The 24,090-nt window shown below is 31.7% G+C and carries 25 protein-coding genes; 10 read left to right on the forward strand and 15 right to left on the reverse strand.

Going from position 1 to position 24,090, the window contains the following annotated elements; translation table 11 throughout:
• Nucleotides 1-536 precede the first annotated feature (536 nt).
• The 4 genes from AC2TDS_RS02095 to AC2TDS_RS02110 form a co-directional block, all read right to left on the reverse strand.
• Nucleotides 537-1,598 carry a glycosyltransferase family 4 protein gene (locus tag AC2TDS_RS02095; protein WP_484737479.1) on the reverse strand — a complete coding sequence of 354 codons (1,062 nt, stop codon included), beginning with the start codon at nucleotides 1,596-1,598 and terminating at the stop codon, nucleotides 537-539.
• Entirely contained in the window at nucleotides 1,579-2,694 is a 1,116-nt protein-coding gene (locus AC2TDS_RS02100) for a glycosyltransferase family 4 protein (protein WP_484737480.1), read from the reverse strand. The genes AC2TDS_RS02095 and AC2TDS_RS02100 overlap by 20 nt, the downstream gene beginning before the upstream one ends.
• Entirely contained in the window at nucleotides 2,691-3,440 is a 750-nt protein-coding gene (locus AC2TDS_RS02105; RefSeq protein ID WP_484737481.1) for a glycosyltransferase family 2 protein, read from the reverse strand. Before AC2TDS_RS02105 ends, AC2TDS_RS02100 begins: the two co-directional genes overlap by 4 nt.
• Nucleotides 3,441-3,517: 77 nt before the next feature.
• On the reverse strand, nucleotides 3,518-4,333 hold the full coding sequence (locus AC2TDS_RS02110; RefSeq protein ID WP_484737482.1) for a 2,3,4,5-tetrahydropyridine-2,6-dicarboxylate N-succinyltransferase: 816 nt from the start codon (nucleotides 4,331-4,333) through the stop codon (nucleotides 3,518-3,520).
• A 120-nt stretch (nucleotides 4,334-4,453) separates the two neighbouring features.
• On the opposite strand from AC2TDS_RS02110, the gene ruvX reads away from it, so the two are divergent.
• Genes ruvX through mazG form a run of 4 tightly spaced genes read left to right on the forward strand, consistent with a single transcriptional unit; the run spans nucleotide 4,454 to nucleotide 6,744 of the window.
• On the forward strand, nucleotides 4,454-4,864 hold the full coding sequence (gene ruvX, locus AC2TDS_RS02115; protein WP_484737483.1) for a Holliday junction resolvase RuvX: 411 nt from the start codon (nucleotides 4,454-4,456) through the stop codon (nucleotides 4,862-4,864).
• A 54-nt stretch (nucleotides 4,865-4,918) separates the two neighbouring features.
• Nucleotides 4,919-5,503: a peptide deformylase gene (def, locus tag AC2TDS_RS02120; protein WP_484737484.1), complete on the forward strand. Its 585-nt coding sequence runs from the start codon at nucleotides 4,919-4,921 to the stop codon at nucleotides 5,501-5,503.
• A gap of 34 nt (nucleotides 5,504-5,537) precedes the next feature.
• A complete protein-coding gene (locus tag AC2TDS_RS02125) occupies nucleotides 5,538-5,960 on the forward strand; it encodes a DUF5606 family protein (RefSeq protein WP_484737485.1) in 423 nt (140 codons plus the stop codon).
• Nucleotides 5,961-5,964: 4 nt separating this feature from the next.
• The gene (gene mazG, locus AC2TDS_RS02130; RefSeq protein WP_484737486.1) at nucleotides 5,965-6,744 is read left to right on the forward strand and encodes a nucleoside triphosphate pyrophosphohydrolase; all 780 of its coding nucleotides are present in this window, start codon (nucleotides 5,965-5,967) and stop codon (nucleotides 6,742-6,744) included.
• A gap of 167 nt (nucleotides 6,745-6,911) precedes the next feature.
• On the opposite strand, the gene AC2TDS_RS02135 is transcribed toward mazG, so the two are convergent.
• Entirely contained in the window at nucleotides 6,912-7,715 is an 804-nt protein-coding gene (locus AC2TDS_RS02135; RefSeq protein ID WP_484737487.1) for a hypothetical protein, read from the reverse strand.
• Nucleotides 7,716-7,719: 4 nt separating this feature from the next.
• Nucleotides 7,720-8,577, reverse strand: coding sequence for a hydroxymethylglutaryl-CoA lyase (locus tag AC2TDS_RS02140; RefSeq protein ID WP_484737488.1), 858 nt, complete (start codon nucleotides 8,575-8,577; stop codon nucleotides 7,720-7,722).
• A gap of 183 nt (nucleotides 8,578-8,760) precedes the next feature.
• On the opposite strand from AC2TDS_RS02140, the gene AC2TDS_RS02145 reads away from it, so the two are divergent.
• The 5 genes from AC2TDS_RS02145 (at nucleotide 8,761) to lysA (ending at nucleotide 13,031) form a co-directional block, all read left to right on the forward strand.
• Complete coding sequence (locus AC2TDS_RS02145) at nucleotides 8,761-9,309, forward strand: RNA polymerase sigma factor (RefSeq protein ID WP_484737489.1); 549 nt, start codon at nucleotides 8,761-8,763, stop codon at nucleotides 9,307-9,309.
• 11 nt (nucleotides 9,310-9,320) lie between these two features.
• The gene (locus tag AC2TDS_RS02150) at nucleotides 9,321-9,845 is read left to right on the forward strand and encodes a hypothetical protein (RefSeq protein WP_484737490.1); all 525 of its coding nucleotides are present in this window, start codon (nucleotides 9,321-9,323) and stop codon (nucleotides 9,843-9,845) included.
• The gene (locus AC2TDS_RS02155) at nucleotides 9,829-10,911 is read left to right on the forward strand and encodes a hypothetical protein (RefSeq protein WP_484737491.1); all 1,083 of its coding nucleotides are present in this window, start codon (nucleotides 9,829-9,831) and stop codon (nucleotides 10,909-10,911) included. The genes AC2TDS_RS02150 and AC2TDS_RS02155 overlap by 17 nt, the downstream gene beginning before the upstream one ends.
• A gap of 22 nt (nucleotides 10,912-10,933) precedes the next feature.
• Nucleotides 10,934-11,668 carry a head GIN domain-containing protein gene (locus AC2TDS_RS02160; RefSeq protein ID WP_484737492.1) on the forward strand — a complete coding sequence of 245 codons (735 nt, stop codon included), beginning with the start codon at nucleotides 10,934-10,936 and terminating at the stop codon, nucleotides 11,666-11,668.
• Nucleotides 11,669-11,822: 154 nt separating this feature from the next.
• Nucleotides 11,823-13,031, forward strand: coding sequence for a diaminopimelate decarboxylase (gene lysA, locus AC2TDS_RS02165; RefSeq protein WP_484737493.1), 1,209 nt, complete (start codon nucleotides 11,823-11,825; stop codon nucleotides 13,029-13,031).
• Between the two features lie 227 nt (nucleotides 13,032-13,258).
• Here the strand turns inward: lysA and rplI are convergent, their stop codons facing one another.
• The 3 genes from rplI to rpsF are packed head-to-tail and all read right to left on the reverse strand — an operon-like array spanning nucleotide 13,259 to nucleotide 14,365.
• Nucleotides 13,259-13,708 (reverse strand): 50S ribosomal protein L9, encoded by a 450-nt coding sequence (gene rplI / locus AC2TDS_RS02170; RefSeq protein ID WP_484737494.1) that lies wholly within the window; start codon nucleotides 13,706-13,708, stop codon nucleotides 13,259-13,261.
• Nucleotides 13,709-13,723: 15 nt separating this feature from the next.
• Nucleotides 13,724-14,020, reverse strand: coding sequence for a 30S ribosomal protein S18 (gene rpsR, locus AC2TDS_RS02175; protein WP_484737495.1), 297 nt, complete (start codon nucleotides 14,018-14,020; stop codon nucleotides 13,724-13,726).
• A gap of 3 nt (nucleotides 14,021-14,023) precedes the next feature.
• A complete protein-coding gene (gene rpsF, locus AC2TDS_RS02180) occupies nucleotides 14,024-14,365 on the reverse strand; it encodes a 30S ribosomal protein S6 (RefSeq protein WP_484737496.1) in 342 nt (113 codons plus the stop codon).
• Between the two features lie 111 nt (nucleotides 14,366-14,476).
• Between rpsF and AC2TDS_RS02185 the strand changes: the two genes are divergently transcribed.
• Nucleotides 14,477-15,373, forward strand: a complete 897-nt coding sequence (locus AC2TDS_RS02185; protein ID WP_484737497.1) for a sterol desaturase family protein — start codon at nucleotides 14,477-14,479, stop codon at nucleotides 15,371-15,373.
• A gap of 36 nt (nucleotides 15,374-15,409) precedes the next feature.
• On the opposite strand, the gene AC2TDS_RS02190 is transcribed toward AC2TDS_RS02185, so the two are convergent.
• The 6 genes from AC2TDS_RS02190 to AC2TDS_RS02215 all read right to left on the reverse strand — a co-directional run bounded on the left by AC2TDS_RS02190 (nucleotide 15,410) and on the right by AC2TDS_RS02215 (nucleotide 24,075).
• Complete coding sequence (locus AC2TDS_RS02190; RefSeq protein WP_484737498.1) at nucleotides 15,410-16,237, reverse strand: prohibitin family protein; 828 nt, start codon at nucleotides 16,235-16,237, stop codon at nucleotides 15,410-15,412.
• 43 nt (nucleotides 16,238-16,280) lie between these two features.
• Complete coding sequence (locus AC2TDS_RS02195; RefSeq protein WP_484737499.1) at nucleotides 16,281-17,171, reverse strand: cation diffusion facilitator family transporter; 891 nt, start codon at nucleotides 17,169-17,171, stop codon at nucleotides 16,281-16,283.
• 78 nt (nucleotides 17,172-17,249) lie between these two features.
• On the reverse strand, nucleotides 17,250-18,443 hold the full coding sequence (locus tag AC2TDS_RS02200; protein WP_484737500.1) for an efflux RND transporter periplasmic adaptor subunit: 1,194 nt from the start codon (nucleotides 18,441-18,443) through the stop codon (nucleotides 17,250-17,252).
• A gap of 3 nt (nucleotides 18,444-18,446) precedes the next feature.
• On the reverse strand, nucleotides 18,447-22,760 hold the full coding sequence (locus tag AC2TDS_RS02205) for a CusA/CzcA family heavy metal efflux RND transporter (RefSeq protein ID WP_484737501.1): 4,314 nt from the start codon (nucleotides 22,758-22,760) through the stop codon (nucleotides 18,447-18,449).
• Between the two features lie 108 nt (nucleotides 22,761-22,868).
• Nucleotides 22,869-23,201 carry a hypothetical protein gene (locus tag AC2TDS_RS02210; protein WP_484737502.1) on the reverse strand — a complete coding sequence of 111 codons (333 nt, stop codon included), beginning with the start codon at nucleotides 23,199-23,201 and terminating at the stop codon, nucleotides 22,869-22,871.
• Between the two features lie 61 nt (nucleotides 23,202-23,262).
• Nucleotides 23,263-24,075 carry an RDD family protein gene (locus AC2TDS_RS02215; RefSeq protein WP_484737503.1) on the reverse strand — a complete coding sequence of 271 codons (813 nt, stop codon included), beginning with the start codon at nucleotides 24,073-24,075 and terminating at the stop codon, nucleotides 23,263-23,265.
• Nucleotides 24,076-24,090: the final 15 nt, after the last annotated feature.

A 24,090-nucleotide genomic window follows, 5' to 3' on the forward strand; every position in this document is an offset into this window, starting at 1 on the left:
TTAACATCTAAATTGATTCTTATGATTCTCTATATGTTTATCGTTTAATTCTTTTTTAGTTTTGTTTCTTATGAGAAAATTATTTCTATATAGCTGGGAGTTATCATTTTAATATGAGGTTACCTATTATTATATCTATCTTGGATTAACCACAATTCATTTAAAACTCTTTGTTTGTTATCAGGTCTACTCCTAACCTTTGTTACGGTCATTATTATTGTAGTTAGACATTTACAAAGTAAAATTAATGATCCGCAACTACCCGTATACGATTTTATTGCAGCACTTTCAGTTATACTAGTTATTGTTTGAATTTACTGTAAAAGAAAATGCTAAATGGTATTACTTCATCTCTTTAAATTCTGATGAAAAAAACTTAAAAAAGGTGTTTATAATCAGTGTTGTTTTTCGTTGGTGTACTGTGCAGAAGAATTCAAAAATATGTCATCATAAAAAGGCGCAGTATACATTGAAGAGAAGTATTTAATGCATTTAACAAAGCCATTCGGTTCCTTACTGCTTAGTAACATTGTTTGTCAATTATCAAGTACCTCTTTGTAAACCTCTATATATTCTTTGACTGCCTTTTCCCAAGAAAAACGTTGTGCCCATTGAATAATAGATGGTGCTTTGTTATTTTCATAGTAATCTTTCAAACCTTCTTTAAAAACGGTATTCATATGTTTTTCTTCAAAATTCTGAAAATAATAAGCATACTCACCTCCAATTTCAGGTAAACTTGTTTTCGTTGATAAAAACACTGGCTTGCCAAGTAACATAGCTTCGATAACAGGAATTCCAAACCCTTCTGCCAAAGAAGGGAACAAAAACGCTTCGCAATTTTTAAGGTACCAATATTTTTCTTTTTCGGAGATTGCTCCTAATAATCTAATATTATCTTGAATACCGTATTCTAACGCTATATTTTTTACTTTGTTTATATATTCTTCATCCGGATGAATTCCTCCTATTACCAAGTTTAAATTGCTATTCTCTCTTAATAAATTCAGTAAAACATGAAAATTTTTCTTAGGCAAAACCGTACCCAATGCAAATAAAAATTTATCTTTAGGTTTATATTGTGGGTTTACAAATTCTGGATGCTCTACTAAATTAACGCCATTGTAAATAACTTTGATCTTTTTATTATCTACATTAAGATGTTTCTTTACATCCTTTAAAACGAATTCCGATATGGTGGTAACATAGTCAGCTCTATTAATTCTTTTTTGAATATTTCTAATTAATCTATCTTTCTTTTTATTACTCTTATTTTCATATAAGAAATTTAGATCATGAATCGTTAGTACAAATTTTATAGGTTTTAGAGGGACAAATTTAGTAGTTTGATAAGTTCCATGCCATAATGAAAATTTAGAAGGTACTTTGAGCACCATTTTGTCCATAAGTTTAGTATTTATCCTTTGGATATTCTTGGGGAACTCTATTTTCTTAGGCGAATAAAACCAATAATTAAATGTTGAATCTTTTGTTAAGAATTTATACAAGTTCTCGCAATAATTATGCAACCCTGTATTAGGGTGCTTCATTCGTTCAACATCTACAATAATTTTATTCTTACTCTTTAAATTGCTCATAAACTTTCATTACATTTTCAGCAATACAATCATCATTGAATTTTTGCACGTATTGCCAGCCATTATCGATCATTACTTTTCTTTGCTCTTCTGAGTTCAATACTACAGTAATGGCTTTTTCTAGCTCCTCAATATTATATGGATCTATATAAATCGAGTCAGGGCCGCCTGCTTCGGGAAAAACTCCTCCTATTGAGGTGATCACAGGAGTACGTGAAAATAAGGCTTCTATTATTGGAATACCAAACCCTTCAAAAACACTAGGGTAAATAAATACCTCTGCCGATTGATATAATATAGATAACTCCTTCAAGGTTAACCCTTCAAGAAAAAAAATCTTACTTCCCAAGTTATTCGTATCTATATAGTTTTTAATCTGATCGTAGTATCTTGTTTTTCTACCAACAACTACCAATGATATATCTATATTTTTGACAGCCTTTACAATACTCAGTGCGTTTTTTCTTTCTTCAATAGTTCCTACGTTTAACAAGAATTTTTCAGGTAAATTATATTTTTTTATGAATACTTCCCTTTCATCACGGGTAATTTTCTCTTTGAAAACATGGTTGCATCCTTGATATACTACTTCTATTTTAGAAGGTTCAATGTCAAGAAATTCAATAATATCTCTTTTTGTTTGCTCACTTATGGCAATGACTCTATCACAATTTCTAGCTGCATATTTAAACTTTGCTAGGTGAATTTTCCTATCGAAATAAGAATACAGTTTAGGATAGCGCATAAAAATAAGGTCATGAATGGTAACCACTGACCTAATTCCATTCTTTTTTAAACCTCTTGGAATTTCTCCTGATAATCCATGGAAAATTTTAATGCCATCTCTTTTTATTTGCTTAATAACAGCTCTTTGCCGCCATATCGAAGAAAATTTCCTTCCTAAAAAAGTGTTTGGCAACACTTCTTTTATTGGATCTTTTATGGCTAATCTTGTGATTTTTTTTGGTTTTGGATTGTATAAATAGTATTCATTTTCTGCATAAAAATTTGCTAAAATCCGAACCAAATCCCTACTGTAATTTCCCAAACCGGTTGTATTATGAAAAATACGTTTGGCATCAAAACCTATTTTCATATTTCCTTCTTTTTTAATAAAATTAATTCATCAAACCTTTTCGCTACTCCGTACGCCATAAAACAAGAAAAGGTCATTCCTTTTTTACCATCTAAAAAACCAAGTTTTAGAAAATAATGAATACAAAACCTAACGAAAGGCTTTATATATAAATGGTAAAATGTTACTTTTTTTCCAGTTTTATATAATTCTTTGGCTCTTAATTTAGCGTAATACTCTATTTTTCTTTTAAACTGTGCTTTGTTGTTGTATGTATAATGGTTAATAACTCCATCTAATTTGCCAACTTTCCCCTCGAATTTGATTTTTTCGTGAACTATTCCTTCGTAAAAGCAATAGTTTTTATGGAAAAGCCTAACGATTTTATTCGTGTGACCTCCGAAATTAAGCTTTTTATTTTTCACGAAATTTTTTCTAGTTATTAGGTATGCTATATTCTTCGTTGAATTGTTTAATTTTCTATTTATACTATCTTTCAATTCTTTGGAAACTTCTTCATCGGCATCAATCACTAAAACCCAGTCATTTTCAGCTTGCTGTATGGCATAATTTTTTTGTGTAGAAAAATCGTCAAATTTTCTTTGAAGTAGTTTAACCTTCTTATACCCCTTTACTATTGTTACGGTATTATCTTCGCTATAAGAATCAACAACAATAATTTCATCTGCAAAAAAAACAGAATCCAACGCTCTTTGAATGTTGGATTCTTCGTTTAAAGTAGGTATTATTACTGTTATTTTTGTCAACTATTTATTTTTTTTCAAATATATTACAATAAAACTCAGTCTATGCACATATATTTTATTCAGTTCATTAAATTTTTCTAAACAGCTACATCGTATTCTCTCAAGGCATCATTCAATGATGTTTTCTTATTGGTGCTTTCTTTACGCTTACCAATAATTAACGCACAAGGTACGTTGTAATCACCTGCCTTGAACTTTTTAGTGTAACTTCCTGGGATAACAACAGAACGTGCAGGAACTACGCCTTTCATTTCTACTGGATTTTCTCCTGTAACATCAATAATTTTAGTTGAAGCCGTTAATACTACGTTTGCTCCTAATACTGCTTCCTTCTCTACTCTTATACCTTCTACGACTATACATCTAGATCCTATGAAAGCATTATCTTCAATAATTACCGGAGCGGCTTGTAAAGGTTCTAAAACTCCTCCTATGCCCACTCCACCAGATAAGTGTACATTTTTACCAATTTGAGCACATGATCCTACAGTTGCCCAAGTATCAACCATAGTTCCTTCATCTACATAGGCACCTATATTTACATAACTCGGCATTAAAATGGTACCTGAAGATATATAGGCCCCGTGGCGGGCTACCGCATTTGGCACTACCCTTATTCCTTTTTCCTGATAATTTCTTTTTAATGGAATTTTATCATGATATTCAAAAATACCAGCTTCTAATGTTTCCATTTTCTGAATTGGGAAATATAAAACTACAGCTTTCTTTACCCATTCATTAACCTGCCAACCTTGTTCTGTTGGTTCTGCCACTCTTAATTCTCCTTCATCTAATGAATCTACTACCTTTCTTATCGCACGTATCGTTGACTCTTCTTTTAACAATTCTCGGTTATCCCAAGCTTTTTCTATAATAGATTGTAACTCTGTCATTTTTTTAAATTAATTTGCTACAAATATAATTTGTGTTTATAAATTAAACACGAAGATACATTTTTTAAACAGAAAGTATGCTCTTGTTAAAAATCATTACTTTTGCTCAAAATATTAGATATGGGTAGAATTCTTGCTATAGATTTTGGAAAAAAAAGGACTGGAATAGCTGTTACAGATGAGTTTCAAATTATTGCTTCTGGCCTAACAACGGTTGACACCAAGGAGCTAATTTCTTTCTTGAAAAAATATATTTCCGAAGAAAACGTAGAACTTTTTGTTGTTGGAAAGCCAAAGCAGTTAGACAATACCCCAAGTGAGAGTGAAGTTTTAATAGCTCCTTTTCTTGAAAAGCTTGCAAAAGAAATTCCTGCAATACCTATAAAGCGTATAGATGAAAGATTTACTTCAAAAATGGCATTTCAAACAATGATTGATGGAGGATTGAAAAAAAAGCAACGACAAAACAAAGCTTTAGTAGATGAAATTAGTGCCACCATTATACTTCAGTCTTATTTATATAATAAATAGTTTTATTCAAACCACCATTCTTTGTATTTTTGCCGACAATTAAAAGTTAAATAAATGATTTTACCCATTGTTGCGTACGGTGATCCTGTATTGCGTAAAGTAGGAAAAGAAATTGATGATGAGTACCCCAATTTAAGCAAATTAATTACGGATATGAAGGAGACTATGTATAATGCGCACGGTGTCGGATTAGCAGCTCCTCAGATAGGAAAATCAATACGTTTGTTTATAATTGATGCCACTTCTTTTGCGGAAGATGAGGGAATTAATGAAGAAGAAAAAAAGGTTTTAGAAACGTTCAATAAAGTATTTATTAACGCTAAGATTATTGAAGAAGAAGGAGATGAATGGGCGTTTAACGAAGGTTGCTTAAGTATTCCAGAGGTTAGAGAGGATGTGTTCCGACAAGAAAATGTAACCGTTGAATACCAAGACGAAAATTTTGAAAAGCACCAAGAAACATTTAGCGGTTTAGCAGCACGAGTTTTTCAACATGAATACGATCATATTGAAGGAGTATTGTTTACTGATAAATTGTCGTCATTGAAAAAAAGACTGATCAAGAAAAAATTAGAAAATATTTCCAAAGGGAAAATTGATGCAGGGTATAGAATGCGTTTTCCTAAAGCGAAAAAATAACAAGATATACGATATTAAATATTACTAAGAATATATGAAATTTAACAAAATTATAGCAGTAACTGGTAAGCCTGGTTTATTTGAAATTTTGTCACAAACTAAAACAGGAGTCATCGTAAAATCAATTGACAATGATAGACGTTTTCCTATAACAGCAACACACAATGTTAGCTTATTAGAAAATATTGCAATTTACACGTACGAGGAAGAAGTTCCTTTGGCTAAAATTATGAAAAATATAGCTGATAAAGAAGACGGTAAAGAAGCTATTTCTCATAAAGAAAGTGCTAATAAATTGGTTTCGTACTTTGGAGAAGTTTTACCGAATTTTGACGAAGAGCGTGTGTATGCTTCCAACATCAAAAAAGTAATCCAATGGTATAACTCTTTAGTGAAGGCTAATTTTGACTTTAGTACTTTAGTCGAAACGGAAGTTATTTCGGAAGAAGAAGAATAGCATAATGGGTATTCGACAACAACAACTAGCAGCTTTTAATCGTTTGTTAGATATCATGGATGAACTTCGAGAAAAGTGTCCATGGGATAAAAAGCAAACCTTAGAAAGCTTGCGACATTTAACCATTGAAGAAACCTATGAGCTTGCAGATGCTATTTTAGACAATGATTTAGAAGAAATAAAGAATGAATTAGGCGATGTGCTTTTGCACATCGTTTTTTATGCTAAAATAGGAAGTGAAAAAAAAGCATTCGATATTGCTGACGTTGCCAATGCCATTTGTGATAAACTTATTGATAGGCATCCACACATCTATGGTAATATTGAGGTTGCTAATGAAGAAGAGGTTAAACAAAACTGGGAAAAACTTAAGCTTAAAGAAGGTAAAAACTCAGTGCTACAAGGAGTTCCTAAAAGCTTACCTGCTCTCATAAAAGCTAGTAGAATTCAAGAAAAGGTCGCAGGAGTTGGTTTTGACTGGGAACAACCACACCAAGTATGGGAAAAAGTTCAAGAGGAATTAACGGAGCTAAACCATGAGATTGAAAATGCAAATCATGAAAATACTGAAACTGAATTTGGCGATGTCCTTTTTTCAATGATTAATTATGCTCGTTTTATTGGTGTAAATCCAGAAAATGCTCTGGAAAAAACAAATAAAAAGTTTATTAAAAGATTTCAGTTCTTAGAACAAGAAACAGCTAAAGAAGGTAAGAAACTTTCTGATATGACCTTATCTGAAATGGATATTTACTGGGAAAAATCTAAGAAATTTTTTAAATAAACATACTAAAGAAAGGCTGATTTATTCGATACCCATTAGTATTTGTGTTTTTTTTTCATAAAAGACAAGCACTGCTAGTTATTGAATTAAAAGTACTCACCTTGATATCCTTTACTTCATAAAGATTCACTGCAATTACTAAATTCTAAAAATTAGGGCCACAATCTCTAATGTAAATAATAACGGGTATTGTATCGTATCAACTTTCTATACTCCACCAACTCAGGAAATTGATAGAAAAAGTTTATTTTTTTTTGGGCTATAGTTCTCGGTTTTTTTACTCGTCTTTTAAGCACAAAATAGGTCCAACTCTCGGCTATATCCTCTTCTGGGCTTTCAGCAGCGTAGTCTGTAACAAAATCAGTGAAATTTTCTCTATACAATCCAAATAACCTTTCAACACAACTCTCTTCTGTAAAGCAGTGTCTTTCTTTTATAACGTCCCATTTATCAAGTAATCTACCTTTCCAAAATAAAGACACAAATCTATTTAAATAACTATTCCGATAAGCTTCGCCTTCCAATGTTAAATAGGGTTCACCTTCTTCTTGATTTGTTTTAGCTGTTGGTCTTATTTGTGTATTATTCAGTGTTAACAAGTGCCCAAACTCGTGTACAAGTGTATATACTGATTCTTGAAGCCTTCTTTTATCTTTCGATTTAAAATTTACATCTATGGTATCAATTACAAGTTGCCATTTATCGTTACGTGTATTCAATGCACCAAGTGCTCCAGTCTTTTCATCCAATCCGTCAGATATTAACACCAGTTTTTTGATATATTTTTTGGTAATTGATTTGGGGAAAATATTGTAAAACGTATTCCAATGATAGGTTGCTAAATCGTCATTTCTAGTATAATTTTTCATTAACCTTCCATTCCTTATATTCCATATCCCTATTTTTTCATCATCTGAAGAATAATGAAATAAAGAAAAAACAATAAAAAATATACCTATAGTAAACTTCATAATTCTAAAAAACTTCTAATGCCTTATTGTAAGCACTTTCAAAACTCATTGGTTTTATATTAGTATCTACTTTCATAGACGTAAAGTATGACAATAATTTTTCTGTAGGCATATTGCCTGTCAAGTCATCTTTCGCCATTGGGCATCCTCCGTATCCTTTAATTGCTCCATCAAAACGCCTACACCCTGCTTTATAAGCACTATTTACCTTTTCGAACCAAGAATCAGGAGTTGTATGTAAATGGGCTCCAAATTCTATACTCGGGTATTTCGGAATTAAATTAGAAAATAAATACTCTATCACTTCTGAAGTAGAACTTCCAACCGTGTCAGATAAAGATAGCGTTTTTACTCCGAATTCACAAAGTTTTTCCGTCCATTCTCCTACTATGTCAACATTCCATGGATCGCCATATGGATTACCAAAACCCATTGATAAATATGCAACCACCTCCTTGTTTGTTCTACTGGCAATCGATAAAACTTCTTTTAATGTATCTATTGACTGTTCTATTGTTTTATGCGTGTTCCGCATCTGAAAATTTTCAGATATTGAAAACGGATACCCCAAGTAATTAATTTCCTCAAAACATGCTGCGTCATTCGCCCCTCTCACATTCGCAACAATTGCCAGCAATTTACTTTGTGTATTTGACAAATCTAACTTCGATAAAACATCTGCCGTATCTCGCATCTGAGGTATCGCCTTCGGAGACACAAAACTTCCAAAGTCAATGGTATCAAACCCAACTTTTAATAATGAGTTTATGTATTTAGCTTTTATATCAGTAGGAATAAAATGATCCTTAATTCCTTGCATCGCATCACGCGGACACTCAATAATTTTAACGCTATCATTCATCGTTCAAATATACATATTTTCCACAATTTTAAAGTTTATTTTAGGAGGAAGCTAGATAATATAATGAAACTATATAAAAAAAATTATTTGACACTATATTTGATCTTTTAAAATATTTTAAGTTTTTTTTTAAATAGTGTCACATGTTAAAATTTGAATTGTCTCTAGAATAGAAAATACACATTGAAATCAGGAAATTCACATACTAACCAACTAATCGAGCGTTGTAAAAACAATGATAATAGTGCACAAATGCAATTGTACAAAAACTACTATAAGGCTATGTATAATACTGCATATCGCATACTCAAAGATGAATTTGAAGCAGAGGATATAATGCAAGAAGCTTTCCTTACTGCATTTACCAAGCTACATACATATAAAGGCGAAGTAGCATTTGGTGCATGGCTAAAAAAAATAGTGATTAACCGAAGCCTGACTCAATTGAAGAAAAACAATCGTTATAATGAAGTGAAAATGGATATTATTCCTAATTATAATGAAGAAGAGGATAAATCTATTAAGTATACAAATTTAAATGTAAAAGAAATACTCAAGAAAATTCAAGGTTTAAAGGAAAATTACCGAATTGTACTGACACTCAGCTTAATTGAAGGGTATGATTACGAGGAAATAGCTCAAATATTAAATTACACCAATGAAAATGTTAGAACAACTATTTCAAGAGCAAAAAAGAAATTAAAATACAATTTGCTCAATGCAGAATGTTAAAACAAGGATAAATGGAAGATAAACTATATACATTTTTTAATGAAAATGATCTTGATATTCACGAACCACGTGCTGGCCATTTTGATCGTTTTCAAAATAAATTACAACCGAAAACTACTTTGTCATGGAAATGGATGAGTGCCGCTGCTTCTATCGTACTCGTTTTAGGTTTTTATTTAGGTAGTATTCTTACAAACCACGAACAATATACTTTAGCTAGTATTTCTCCAAAAATGGCAGAGGCTGAAACATTTTTTATTTCAACCATAAAACAAGAGCTTAAAGAAATTGAAAAACATAGAAGTTTAAAAACTGAAAGGTTAATTGAAGATGCCCTTGACGAACTAGAAGAACTAGAAGATAAATTCAAAATATTTATACAAGAATTATCTAATAATGGAAATAAAAAATACATAATTCAAAGAATGATTAACAATTATCAACAGCGATTAGATGTTTTGAATAATTTAGTTATAAAGCTAGAGCATCAAAAGAATCCTGTAAAATTTGAAACAAAATATGATGAAATTATATAAATTACTCGTACTAATTATGCTTCCTGCTTTATTGCACTCACATACAATTAAACCCAATAAAAAGCAGGAAAAAAGTAAAACTATTGAAAGACAATTTAATGTGACGGAAAATGCAACAGTGTACATCAATAACAAGTATGGAAATTTAAACGTAACCACTTGGAATAAAAACAGCGTTGAGATTACAGTGATAATCACTGTAAAAGGGAACAATATCGATTATATTGAACATAAACTAAATGCAATTACTGTTGACTTCGAAGCAACCAAAAACTTGATTGAGGCAAGAACTCGTATTGAAAACACAAAGTCCAATTGGTCTTGGTGGAAAAGTAGTAATGTTAATTTTAAAATTAACTATTTTATAAAAATGCCTGTTAGCAATAATGCTGATCTAAATAATAAATACGGTAATATTGAGGTAAATGAAATTCATGGTAAAACCAATATTAATTGTCAGTACGGTAACATTGATATTGACAAACTAACAAATATTGACAATACTATAAATTTAGATTACTGTAGTACTTCAGAAATCGACTTCATTAAATCAGGTAGTGTTTCTATTGACTATTCTAAGTTAATTATTAACGACTCTGAGAAATTAAAGGTTAATACGGATTATTCAACAATAGAAATTGGTAGCATTGATACCATTAATTTTAATAGTGATTATGGCAGTATTTTGGTTGGTAATGTTAATAATATTATTGGAAATTCAGATTACGCAAATATTAAAATTGGTACTTTAAAGAACATATTGAAAATAAACACCGATTACGGAGGTGTTAAAATACAAAATCTAGCTACTGGTTTTGAAAGTGTTATGATCGACGGAACCTATGCAGGAATAAAAATAGGAACTAAAAGAAACAACAATTTCACCTTTAAAATTGATTTAGGGTATGCTGGTTTTAATTTTCCAGAAGATCACGTTGAATTATTCAAAAGCATTAAAAAATCGTCAAAAAAATACTACGAAGGTGTTTTCGGAAATTCAAATACTAGTTCGAAACTAAATATTACATCCAGATACGGTGGAGTATCACTAAAAATAACTGACTAAAATAACATAAAAACTGTATATCATGAAAAAATCAACTAATCTATTTATCTTGTTTATCCTGAGTATTTCCTTTCCTTCACATGCTCAAAGTTGGTGGAATTCAAAGAAAGTGAGGGGCAATGGAAACATCATTACTAAAACAAGACAAGTTGGAAGTTTTGACAATGTTAGCCTTGGAGGTTCTTTTACCGTTCATCTTGTTGACGGTAAAGAAGGCGACATCTCAATTAAAGGAGATGAGAATTTAATTCCTTATATCAAAACTACTGTTCGTAACAATAAATTACACATTAAGTTTAAAGACAATGTAAACATTATATCTACTACGAATATTATTATCATGGTTGCTTTTGATAAACTAGAAGCTATTTCATTAGGCGGTTCTGGAAGTATTCTTGCTAAAAAAACTATTAATAATGAGAACCTTTCGTTCAGTATTGGTGGCTCAGGTAACATCGAAGCTTCTGTATTGGCTAATAGCGTTAAAACTTCAATAGGTGGTTCTGGAAATATTAAACTAAGCGGCAATACAGATAATTTTAAATGTTCAATTGCGGGTTCAGGCAATATAAAAGCCTATAATTTAAAAGCAAGTAATTTAAAAGCCAATATTTCTGGCTCAGGAGACATCCAAACAAATGTCGCTACAAAAATAAAAGCTAATGTGGTTGGTTCTGGTAGTATCTATTATAAAGGCAATCCAAAATATATTGACACTAATTCACTTGGGTCTGGTGATGTCATCAATAGAAACTAACCCTTATCACCATCATCGATATTTTAAAACTAGAAGAAAATCTTCTAGTTTTTTTATTTTCTACAAATAGCATAGATATGTTTATTTCTTAAAGTTAATTTTCTTACCTCCTACTCTTTTCTACTTTTACCGCGTCTAAAAACTTTATATACCAATGAATAGAAAAGAATTATTAAGATTGGCAGCCACCTATGAATGCCCGCTATATGTATACGATACAGATATAATAATTGATCAATATAAGAAAATCACGAATGCGTTTTCTAAAGTTAAAAATGTAAAAATTAATTATGCAGCGAAAGCACTTTCTAATATTAATATATTAAAAGTTTTTAACTCTTTAAAAAGTGGCTTAGATACCGTTTCTATTCAAGAAGTAAAATTAGGTTTATTAGCTGGCTTTGAACCTAACAATATAATTTACACCCCTAATGGTGTTTCATTACAAGAAATTGAAACTGTTGCCAAATTAGGCGTACAAATTAATATTGATAATTTATCTATATTAGAACTATTTGGTCAAAAACATCCTGAAATTCCAGTATGTATTCGTATCAATCCTCATGTAATGGCTGGTGGTAACAGTAAAATATCTGTTGGACATATTGACTCTAAATTTGGCATTTCAATACATCAAATACCCCTTATAAAAAGGGTAGTAGAAAATACAGGAATGCATATCAACGGTATTCATATGCATACTGGATCAGATATTTTGGATATTGATACCTTTTTACGAGCTACCGATATTTTATTTGACGTGGCTAGACAGTTTGAGAACATTGATTTTATAGACTTCGGAAGTGGTTTTAAGGTTCCTTATAAAAGCGATGATATTTCAACTGATATTGATGAACTGGGTAAAAAGTTAACCACTAGATTCAATGTGTTTTGTAAAAACTATGGAAAAGATGTTACCCTTATGTTCGAACCTGGTAAATACTTAGTAAGTCTATCTGGGTACTTTTTAGCCAAAGTGAATGTTATAAAACAAACCACCTCAACAGTATTCGCTGGTATTGATAGTGGCCTTAATCATTTTGTAAGACCAATGTTTTACAATTCTTACCATGAAATTGAAAATATATCAAATCCAAAAGGCAGAAAGCGTTTTTATAGTGTTGTTGGGTATATTTGCGAAACAGACACTTTCGGGTCTAACAGAAGAATTTCTGAAATAGCGGAAGATGATATTTTATGTTTTCACAATGCAGGCGCCTATTGTTTTTCTATGGCTTCCAACTACAATTCAAGATATAAACCTGCAGAAGTTATGTTATATAAAGGAAAAGATTATTTAATTAGAAAAAGAGAAGCTTTTGAAGATATTCTGAGGAATCAAGAACAAATAGATATTCAATAAACGTAAAAACTCCAATCTTATTAAGATTGGAGTTTCTTTAACACCCTTCATGTTAATTATACTCGTATAAATTTGAGTAAGTACAGATAAACTCCCCTAATAATCTACCTGTATTACAAATTTCGAAAAAAAAAATTGTTTTTTCTACAGGAAAAATCCCTAACTTTTCCCATGAAAAAACCCGCTATAAAGCGGATTTTATCGTATTATTATGTAGCGTTTAGTGCTTATTTCTCAGCAACTACTTCAAATATAATGTCAACAACTGTTGCTCTATGTAAACGTACGGCTGCATTATATTTTCCTAATCTTTTTACGTTACCTCCTGTAACTTTGATAAATTTCTTTTCAACTTCAGTACCAGCTTTAGCTAAAGCTTCTGCTACATTGGCATTATTTACTGAACCGAATAATTTATCTCCAGAACCTACTTTTGAAGCGATTTTAATTTCATATCCCTTAATAGTTTCGGCTAACTTATTAGCTTCGTCTACCAATTTAGCTTCTTTAAAAGCACGTTGCTTTAAGTTCTCTGCTAACACTTTTCTAGCTGAAGAAGTAGCTAAAATTGCATATCCTTGAGGTATTAGGTAATTACGTCCATAACCATTCTTAACAGTTACAACATCGTCTTTAAAACCTAAATTTTCTACGTCTTGTTTTAGTATCAATTCCATGTTTCTACTTCTTTATTATTTTAACATATCACCAACGTACGGCATTAAAGCTAAATGGCGAGCTCTTTTAATTGCTTGCGCAACTTTACGTTGATACTTTAATGATGTTCCTGTTAAACGTCTTGGTAAAATCTTACCTTGATCGTTTACTAAATACATTAAGAAGCTAGCATCTTTATAATCGATGTACTTAATACCATTTTTCTTAAAACGACAGTATTTCGCTTCTTTTTTAGTTTCTATATCAAGAGGAGTTAAATAACGTACTTCTCCTTGCTTATTTCCTTTTGCTTGTTGATCTATAGACGACATAGGTTACTTTTTTGCAGATTTAACACGTTCTTTTCTCTTTTCGGCCCAAGCTGCTGCATGCTTATCTAACTTCACAGTTAAATAACGCATAATGCTGTCATCACGTCTCAATTCTAATTCAAACGGAGCAACAACATCTCCTGAAGCTTTAAACTCTAATAAGTGGTAAAATCCACTTTTTTTCTTCTCGATTGGATAAGCTAATTTCTTTAAGCCCCAATCTTCTTTGTAAATCATTTCTGCACCCTTTGAAGCTAAGTAGTCTCCAAATTTCTGCACTGCTTCCTTTACCTGACCTTCAGATAAAACGGGATTCAAAATGAAAACAGTCTCGTAATGGTTCATATTTATAAAATTTATTTTAAGCCTGCAAATATACAAATTTAGCTTATTAATTCAAGTATTATTTTCTGTTATTTTTTAGCTAAGTTTGTGAATAACCTAACTACCATAAAAATGCCCGTTTCAAATTTACCAAATATTATTCATTACGCCATTCCTTTTTTTATCGTAACTGTTCTTATCGAAATCGTTCTAACGGTAAAAGTTAAAATGGAAAATTATGAGCATAAAGATGCTTTAACCTCTATTTTTATGGGTTTGGGTAATGTAGCGATTGGTTTGTTTACGAAAGGTATTTCGTTTGCTTTTTTCATGTTTCTATATCAATATCGATTATTTTCAATTTCCTTTGAATGGTGGGCTTGGTTAATTTTATTTTTTGCAGAAGATTTTACTTACTATTGGAATCATAGAATTGCACACGAATGCAGATTTTTCTGGGCCAGTCACGTTGTGCACCACTCTTCCAAAAACTATAATTTATCAACTGCATTACGTCAAACTTGGTCAGGTAGTTTTTACACATTCATATTTTGGGCTCCTTTAGCAGTTATCGGTTTTCACCCGATAATGATACTAATGCAAATGAGTATTAGCTTATTATATCAATATTGGATTCACACAGAGCTTATTTTAAAGCTTCCTAACTGGTTTGAATGGATTTTTAATACGCCTAGCCATCACAGAGTTCATCATGCCACCAATCCGCAGTATTTAGACCGAAATCACGCTGGTATTTTAATTATATGGGATAAGCTCTTTGGTACTTTTGAAGAGGAGAAAGAAAAACCCGTTTATGGTCTTGTTAAAAACATCAATACCTACAACCCGTTAAAGATTGCTTTTCACGAATGGTTTTGTATGTTTTCAGATTTTTTCTCTAGCAATACTAGGTTGAAAAATAAAATTAACTATTTAATTAAACCTCCTGGGTGGAAACATGATGGAACAGGTAAATTATCTTCTGATTTAAGACGTCAATGGATAAAAAATAAAAAAGCCAAGAATTAGTAATTCTTGGCTTTTTTATTTTTTATTTTTCTTTGATTAGTTTCCTAAAATAATTGGCATACCACTTTTACCTGATCCAATTATAACTACCTTACTATTTGAAGAGCCTGCCAATTTGTTAGTGGCTTCAATTCCTTTATCTTGTAGAATTTTATCTGTTAAAGAAGCGCTTAAAATCCTGTTTGCATCTGCTTTTCCTTGTGCTTGAATTCGCTGACGATCCGCTTCTTTTTGAGCTTTTTCTATTCTAAATTGATATTCTAATGATTCTTGCTCTTGTTTTAATTTACGTTCAATAGCGTCTCTAATTGTATTGGGTAATTGCACATCTTCTACTAATACTCGTTCAACAATTATATATTGATTGCTTAATTTCTCCTGCGCTGCTGCTAAAATTTCCTGTTCAATAACATCTCTTTTACTAGAATATAACTGCTCTGGTGTATAACGTCCTACTATACTACGAGCTGCTCCATTTATTGCTGGACTCAAAATATCTGAAATATAATTCGGTCCTCTTGTTTTTATCAACAAACCCAATTTATCATAATCAGGCTTGAACCATACCGTTCCATCAACACTCACTTCTAAACCATTTACTGAAAGTACATTCATTTGATCAGAAATGGATTGTTGACGCACCTTTTGCACAAGCATATCGTTCCATGGTGCAACAAGATGAAAACCTTCTCCGTATGTTTTTTCTGTATTGATACCATTTCCAAAACGTTCAAATAACACACCTGCTTCTCCTGGCCCGATGGTTTCAGTTGCTTTCGCTATAAAAATTAATAATATCACTACCGTTGCTATTATTAACACTCCTCCCTTTGGGATATTTACTCCTACTTGATTTCTAGACATTTGTATATTTTTTTTTAATACCCCAAATGTACAATATAATTAGCTAATTACAGTGGAGATATTCGCATTCTTCATTAGCATATTCAAATTCAATTGTGATATGTTTCAGCTTAAATTTATTGTATAAGTTTTTTCTTAATGCTCTCTTCAATACTAGTATATCTTCTCTTTTAGAATTGTTTTTTAAAATTATATGAACGGTAAAAATATTGTACGTTCCGTCCATCGTCCAACTATGACAATCATGAACCCCTTCAATCAATGGGCTCTTTAAAATTTCTTCTTTAATAGCTCCAATTGATATGTTTTTAGGAGCAGCTTGTAAAATAATCGTTACACTTTCTTTAATATTTTGATATACATTACACAATACATAAACTGCAATTAATATGGATAAAACAGGGTCTAATATTGGAATGTCCCAAAACTGCATCATAATGCTTGCTACCAATACTGCTAACCAGCCCAATACATCTTCCAATAAATGTAGAGAAATCACTCTTTCATTCATAGATGTTCCTTTTTTTAATTTTAAGGCAGCAATCCCATTTACGAAAATTCCTAAAAGAGCTAACCACATCATTCCATTGGCATCTGACGCTTGTGGTAACATCATTCTGGGTATGGCTTCTGCTATAATAAAAATGGAGCCAACAATTAGCACTACTGAGTTTATAATTGCTCCTAACAACGACAATCGCTTGAAACCATAAGAGTAGGCTTTTGTGGGTTTCTGTTTTGATTTTTTTTCAAAATACCACCCTAAGCCTAAGCTTAAACTATCACCTAAATCATGCAATGCATCTGACATAATAGCCAAGCTATTTGTTAAGTAACCTCCTATGAATTCAATTACTGTAAACCCTAAATTTAAAAAAAAAGCGATGGCTATATTATTAGAAACTCCATGATGATGTACGTGTTTATGTCCCATTGTATGTTTTTTAGTAGACGCTGCTCATCGTCAAAAGGTTCAAGTTAGCGAAAAAAATCATCTCAACATCTCTTTTCGTTAATGATCATGTCCTTCCAGTTCACCCGACATCTGTAGTAATTTTCCCTTGAGTAAATGAGAACCTTTGGTTACTATTTTAACATCAAAAAAATTATTCTCTATGGTTTTAATCTCTGTAAAACCATTATCCGTGTTGCCAATTGTTACCTCTACTGGTTCAAAATTCGCATTCCCTTTAACAATGAAAATATTTTTCTTTCCTTCATTTTCAACTACAGCTTCTTGAGGTACGGCAAAAACTTTTTTTCCTTCTAAGAGAATTTGGGCATTTATAAACATTCCCGATTTCAATATATTTTTAGGATCATCAAAATGCCCATGTACATTTACTGTTTTAGTATCATAATCTACTTTTTGGCTTATTAATTTAATATATCCCTCATATTGGATCTCTATCCCAGAGGGTTTAAAAATAAAGTCGTCGCCTTTTTTAATTTTCATAATATCAGCACCAAAAACATTTAATTCAGCATGAATATGATCATTATCTATAATTTCCATCATTTCCGAATTTGCCGCCAAAAATTTTCCTTTATTCAAATTATTTTCAACGACATACCCTGATATTGGTGATTTAACATACACATACTGTTGTATACCATTTTTGCGAATAAGCTCAGAAGACAGGCCTACCATATGCAATTGAGACGCATAACTTTCTACTAAACTCTGTAATGATTTATACGTTCCTTCCGCAGCCTGAAAAGATTTTTTCGAAGTAATATCTTTTTCTAACAACATTTTTTTTCTTTCATAATTCGCTTTGGCTACGGTACGTTTGTTTATTGCTTCTAAATAAGAATACTGGAGTTGTATAAAGTTCGGATGCTGTAAAACAGCAACTACTTGCCCTTTGTGAACCTTATCACCAGGCAGTAAATTTGTTTTATGTACAAATGCTTCCATAGGAGCATAAATAGTAGCTTTATTTTGAGGTGGCGCCTCTATGGTACCGGTAACATCGATATGGCTTCTAATTACTATTTTATCAATAGTACCAAAGCCTATATTGCCTGTTTCAATTTGAGCTTTGGTTAAATGAATTTCACCCTCTTTATGAAAGGCTTCTTCAGATTGAATGTTTGCATTTTTTAGGACTTCTTTTGCATGGTCATGATCCGAATGGTCTTCTTTTTTTGAATTGCAACTTACCATCAATACCGCTATTACTAAGGCTATAATTTTTTTCATCTTTTATTCTTTACTATAGTATTCATACTCAATTACTATTTGGTTGTAATTGTTTATAATTGATAAATAATTTTGCATTACTTGAAAATATGAATTAAAACTTTGACCATATTGATAAGCATCAATTTCACCCGCTTTATAAGCTATCTGAAGTTTACCTATAAACGTTTTGGCTGTTTTAACAGTTTCATCAATATCTTTTAGTTCTTTGTATAGATATTTTATTTGCTTTTGTAAACTTTTAAAATTGTTATGTAAAGCTATCATACTAGCACTATTTTCATATTGAACTTCATTTTTTATTATGTGTTTCTTCTTAATTTTTGAACTGTTTGACCAAAAAGAAATAGGCACATTCATTCCCACCATAAAACCAGTAAAACCATTATTCTCTCCTGTTTTCCTGTTTATGATCCCAGCGGTGAATTCTGGAAAATAATTAGATTTAGCTGATAGTATATTTTTTATTGCTAATTCACGTCTTTTTTCTTGTACTTCATAAAAAGATTGTGACATAGTATCATTTCTAAACATCATTGTTTTCTTAACTGGAAATCTAGTTATTGGTTGTATCTCATAGTTAATTTGTAGTAATTCTTTTAAGGCATTCTCTATCTTAACAAAATGATTATATATAGTGTTTTTTTGCGATTGGATTTCCAAAAATTGTAGTGCTGTCAAATCGTTCTCCAAGCCTCCTATCTCTCCGGAAGAATGTAACTCTTTCGCTATTTTATTAATATTAATGCTATTTTGCTCTTGTTCTTCCATCAATGAAATCAGACCGTATAAATAATTCCATTGTTGATACAAGCTCTTTGCTTTCCTTACAACATCTCTTTCTGTAAGTTTTCTTGTTACTTGCATCAACTCTCTTTTTGATTTGGTTACTTTTTTATTATTAATATGTGACAAAAGAGATCCGAAATTTTGATTTACTGACCATTCTTGCTCATAAATCCCCGGAGTAACACCTACATTTTGATATTGAATCATGATTGGTTTTAGTTGTATCGCACCGGAAACATCTGTCTCACTTTTAGCCACATTAAATTTTGCTTTTTTTAATAAAAGTGACCTCTTCAATGCTAATGTGATCACCTCATGCTCTTCTATTTTCTTTTGTAATTCTTGTGCCTGACTATTCAATGATAAAAAAAAGATACCCAATACTGTCAACAGTTTAAGCTGTCTTTTATTTTTTAATTTAACTTTTTCGAATAACACATACAAAACTGGAAGAATCAACAATGTTAATAGCGTTGCTGATATTACCCCCCCTATTACCACGGTAGCCAATGGTTTCTGAACTTCAGCACCTGCTGATGATGACATGGCCATTGGCAAGAACCCCAGTGATGCTACAGCAGCAGTCATAACAACTGGCCTGAGTCGTGCTGAGGTGCCTTTTTTGATGATCTCATTTAAATCAGTTACTCCTCCTTGTTTTAATCTGTTAAATTCTGCTATTAACACAATTCCATTTAAAACGGCAACACCAAATAATGCAATAAATCCAATTCCTGCAGAAATGGAAAATGGCATATCTCTAAGCCACAAAGCTATAACACCTCCAATTGCTGACATTGGTATCGCTGTAAAAATTAACAAACTGTGCTTTATGGACTTAAATGTAATATATAACAGTAAAAAAATGAGTAATAACGCTATAGGTACCGCCACACCTAATCGATCTTTTGCCTCTTCTAAATTTTTAAATGTTCCTCCATAGGTAACATAATACCCAGGATCAAATTGAACATTTTTACGAATTTTTCTCTTAAGTTCAGCAACAATACTTGCCACATCACGTCCACGTACATTAAACCCTACGGTTATTCTACGTTTTGCATCATCTCTTTGAATTTGGTTCGGGCCTGTTTGAAATTCAACTTTTGCAATATTCGATAGTGGTACCTGACTACCATTTGGAGTAGTTATATATAATTTCCGAAGATCATCTATACTTTCTCTTTTGTTTTTTGCTAAACGAACTACTAAATCGAATTTTTTTTCTCCTTCATATACTGCCCCTGCATTTTGTCCAGAAAAAGCCGCATTTATGGTGGTATTTACATCAGAAATATTTAATCCGTAATACGCTAATTGACTCCGATTAAATTCTATGACTATTTGCTTCAAACCAGTCATTTTTTCAACATATAAATCTTCAGCTCCTTCTACTTTTGGAATAATTCTACCTAACCTATTTGCATACGTTGCCAATTTACCTAAATCTTCACCATAAATTTTAACAACCACATCTTGTCTAGCCCCAGTCATTAATTCATTAAATCGCATTTGTATAGGTTGCTGAAATCCATAAGAAACTCCTAACATATGATCTTCTAAAAGTTGCTGCATTTTCCTTGTTAATTCGTCTTTGGAAGAAGCTTTGGTCCATTTTATCTTATCCTTTAAAATGATAATGATATCTGAAGCCTCAATGGGCATGGGATCTGTGGGTATTTCAGAAGAACCTATTCTACTTACAATTTGTTCTATTTCATTAGGAAATTCTTTTAAAAGTAGTTTTGACGACTTATTCGTGACATCCACTGAATATGAGAGAGAACTTCCCGTTGGAACAACTGTTTGCACAGCCAAGTCACCTTCATCTAAGGAAGGTATAAACTCAGCTCCCATTTTTACAAATAACAAAATACTCAGTAAAAAAATCATTACAGAACCTATTAACACTTTTACCTTGTTTCTTAAAACGAAACGCAACATAGGATCATACATTTTTTGAATGACCTCTAGTATGCGGTTTGATAAATTACGCTTATTCTGTATTTTTTTGTTTAAAAACAAGGCACTAGCCATTGGCACATAAGTCAGTGATAATATGAACGCACCAAAAATGGCAAAACTCACAGTAATTGCCATGGGTTTAAACATCTTACCTTCTATTCCTACCAAGGCTAAAATAGGTAGATATACAATTAAAATAATGATCTCTCCAAAAGCTGCACTGGTTCTTATTTTAGATGCAGCATTATACACTTTTTCATCCATCTGTTTTTGTGTGAGTATCGTGCCAGATTGTTTTAGACCTAAATAATGTAATATTGCTTCGACAATAATCACAGACCCATCAACAATAATTCCGAAATCAATAGCCCCCAAACTCATTAAATTACCTGACACTCCAAAAACATTCATTAAACTAATGGCGAATAGCATCGCAAGAGGAATAACTGATGCTACTATTAAACCTGCACGAAAATTCCCTAATAACAATACAAGAATAAAAATGACAATTAAAGCTCCCTCAATCAAATTAGATGTCACCGTTCTAATGGCGTTATTTACTAATTTCGTTCTATCTAAAAATGGTTTTATTTCAACACCTTCGGGTACGTTTTGTTGAATTTGTGTAATTCTATTTTTTACATTTTCTATCACCTTTGAAGAGTTCGCTCCTTTCAGCATCATCACAATGCCTCCCACCACCTCTCCTTCTCCATTTCTTGTCATAGCACCATATCTAACAGCGTGCCCTAACTGAACAATACCGATATCTTTCATCAAAATAGGGGTACCATTTCCAGTATTTTTGATTACAATATTCCTAATGTCATCAACTGTTTTTATTAACCCTTGACTTCGAATAAAATATGCTTTCGGGTTTTTATCTATATAAGCTCCTCCTGTATTCTGATTGTTATTTGCCAAAGCCTCAAATATTTCACTGATACTGATTTTTAATGTTTGAAGCCTTTCTGGCTGTATTGCTACTTCATATTGCTTTACGAAGCCTCCAAAACTACTAACATCTGCTACCCCCTCAATACCCAAGAGTTGTCTTCTAACGATCCAATCTTGAATCGTTCTTAATTCCATAATCGAATATTTATTTTCATATCCTTTTTCCGTATGGAGTGTATATTGATAAATCTCACCAAGCCCTGTTGTTACAGGCGCCATTTCGGGAACACCTACCCCCACAGGAATTTGGTCTTTAACTTCGGTTAATCGCTCACTAATTTGTTGTCTTGCCCAATAAATATCCACCTCGTCTTCAAAGACAATTGTAACAACACTCAACCCGAAACGAGAAAAAGACCTCACTTCATCTATACCAGGAATACTAGACATAATCATTTCAACAGGAAATGTAACAAGTCGTTCAATATCTTGAGCTGACTGAGATGGTGCAGTAGTAATTATTTGCACCTGATTATTCGTTATATCTGGAACAGCATCAATAGGTAATTGTTTTAAAGAGTAGACTCCCCACCCTATCAATGCAATTATAAATACACCGATAATCAATTTATTTTTAATTGAAAACTTTATGATGTTATCTAACATTATTTTGTTTAATTTTAATTTATTATGTGTGCATAAAATGCACGTATCAAAAAATCATATCATCATTCAATGATATGCTTAATTATAAAAGTTACTCTTTGAAATAAATTAAAATTTAGGCGGTTGAAATATCTCTTCTAGATATAAATTACAATAAGGGTTCTGGTGATAATTTACAACACCTTTAGTTTCTATCAAAGGAAGAAACTGAAATGAATATATGTTGGCTATAAATTCTGAAGAGAGTGTAATTATCGTGCAGTGGTGATGGTGTTTCTTTTCTTTTTCATCATGTGAATCATTTTTGTGATGAATATCTTCATGCACGCTATCAATATCGGTATGTGACTCTACATCCTCATAAATCACCACATCATTATGTGCTTGCAATGGTGGCGCAAGTATCAAGGATACAAGGATTGTAATTACGAGGTTTTTCATACTACTTTTTACAAAGATACTAATTTAGTCTTTTTATAATCAATTAAAAATAAAATGTAGATTACATATTTTGAGTATAGAAATTATAGTCTTTCAAAATAGTATCGATAAAGATCATATCGGTTTCATCCTTAGATTTCACTCCTGTTACTTCTTCTATTTTAGCTCTTAATTTAATTAATGTTTTATAGTCTCTATTTTTCCTGGCTGAAATAAATGTATCTTTAATAATACGAGCATCATTATCAGACAACTTAATAACACTTGGATATTTAGGCATGTATTTTTCATGTATATTTTCTAAAATAGTTTCAGAAAAAGAGGCCTTATCCTGCAAACTAATAACCACTGTATCTGACGCTAAATCGCCAAATCTTTGATTATTGTTAGTCATAATAACAGAAAACAACCCTACCAACTTCCCTCCTAAAAAAATGAGCCATATTAACCATAAATATTTATCTAAGCCTAAGGAATAAACGTACACAAAAATTAGTATAAAAAAATTAAAATCAACCACTCTAAGAAACCACCTCATGGTATAATCGGTAAAAGACGGTTTAAATCCTTCTATGTTTATAACTCTTAATTTTAATAACTTTTTACCTATCGTTTGCCCATTAAACAGAATCTCTGTGTAGAGTGAATACAATGTAATCGGTAAAAAAAGTAAGACATCAATTGCCTTTATAGACCACGAATCATTGTTTACTGCGGCCCTAATTAGTGTAAAATCGAATAGCCATATAATGAGGTACAAATAGGCAAATTTGATAAGGTTATCTACACCAAAAGCCAGTATTCGTTGCCCTGCATTAGCCAATTCAAAGTTTATCTTAACATTTTGTGTAGTATTTACTTGCAGTCTTTTCATACATTATTTACATTT

It is taken from the genome of Tenacibaculum profundicola, from assembly GCF_057220795.1.

Excerpts from the sequence above, each read along its gene's own strand:
- AC2TDS_RS02095 (WP_484737479.1), bottom strand. The coding sequence starts at position 1,598 with ATGAGCAATTTAAAGAGTAAGAATAAAATTATTGTAGATGTTGAACGA.
- AC2TDS_RS02100 (WP_484737480.1), bottom strand. The coding sequence starts at position 2,694 with ATGAAAATAGGTTTTGATGCCAAACGTATTTTTCATAATACAACCGGT.
- AC2TDS_RS02110 (WP_484737482.1), bottom strand. The coding sequence starts at position 4,333 with ATGACAGAGTTACAATCTATTATAGAAAAAGCTTGGGATAACCGAGAA.
- ruvX (WP_484737483.1), top strand. The coding sequence starts at position 4,454 with ATGGGTAGAATTCTTGCTATAGATTTTGGAAAAAAAAGGACTGGAATA.
- def (WP_484737484.1), top strand. The coding sequence starts at position 4,919 with ATGATTTTACCCATTGTTGCGTACGGTGATCCTGTATTGCGTAAAGTA.
- AC2TDS_RS02125 (WP_484737485.1), top strand. The coding sequence starts at position 5,538 with ATGAAATTTAACAAAATTATAGCAGTAACTGGTAAGCCTGGTTTATTT.
- mazG (WP_484737486.1), top strand. The coding sequence starts at position 5,965 with ATGGGTATTCGACAACAACAACTAGCAGCTTTTAATCGTTTGTTAGAT.
- AC2TDS_RS02135 (WP_484737487.1), bottom strand. The coding sequence starts at position 7,715 with ATGAAGTTTACTATAGGTATATTTTTTATTGTTTTTTCTTTATTTCAT.
- AC2TDS_RS02140 (WP_484737488.1), bottom strand. The coding sequence starts at position 8,577 with ATGAATGATAGCGTTAAAATTATTGAGTGTCCGCGTGATGCGATGCAA.
- AC2TDS_RS02150 (WP_484737490.1), top strand. The coding sequence starts at position 9,321 with ATGGAAGATAAACTATATACATTTTTTAATGAAAATGATCTTGATATT.
- AC2TDS_RS02155 (WP_484737491.1), top strand. The coding sequence starts at position 9,829 with ATGATGAAATTATATAAATTACTCGTACTAATTATGCTTCCTGCTTTA.
- AC2TDS_RS02160 (WP_484737492.1), top strand. The coding sequence starts at position 10,934 with ATGAAAAAATCAACTAATCTATTTATCTTGTTTATCCTGAGTATTTCC.
- lysA (WP_484737493.1), top strand. The coding sequence starts at position 11,823 with ATGAATAGAAAAGAATTATTAAGATTGGCAGCCACCTATGAATGCCCG.
- rplI (WP_484737494.1), bottom strand. The coding sequence starts at position 13,708 with ATGGAATTGATACTAAAACAAGACGTAGAAAATTTAGGTTTTAAAGAC.
- rpsR (WP_484737495.1), bottom strand. The coding sequence starts at position 14,020 with ATGTCGTCTATAGATCAACAAGCAAAAGGAAATAAGCAAGGAGAAGTA.
- rpsF (WP_484737496.1), bottom strand. The coding sequence starts at position 14,365 with ATGAACCATTACGAGACTGTTTTCATTTTGAATCCCGTTTTATCTGAA.
- AC2TDS_RS02185 (WP_484737497.1), top strand. The coding sequence starts at position 14,477 with ATGCCCGTTTCAAATTTACCAAATATTATTCATTACGCCATTCCTTTT.
- AC2TDS_RS02190 (WP_484737498.1), bottom strand. The coding sequence starts at position 16,237 with ATGTCTAGAAATCAAGTAGGAGTAAATATCCCAAAGGGAGGAGTGTTA.
- AC2TDS_RS02195 (WP_484737499.1), bottom strand. The coding sequence starts at position 17,171 with ATGGGACATAAACACGTACATCATCATGGAGTTTCTAATAATATAGCC.
- AC2TDS_RS02200 (WP_484737500.1), bottom strand. The coding sequence starts at position 18,443 with ATGAAAAAAATTATAGCCTTAGTAATAGCGGTATTGATGGTAAGTTGC.
- AC2TDS_RS02205 (WP_484737501.1), bottom strand. The coding sequence starts at position 22,760 with ATGTTAGATAACATCATAAAGTTTTCAATTAAAAATAAATTGATTATC.
- AC2TDS_RS02210 (WP_484737502.1), bottom strand. The coding sequence starts at position 23,201 with ATGAAAAACCTCGTAATTACAATCCTTGTATCCTTGATACTTGCGCCA.
- AC2TDS_RS02215 (WP_484737503.1), bottom strand. The coding sequence starts at position 24,075 with ATGAAAAGACTGCAAGTAAATACTACACAAAATGTTAAGATAAACTTT.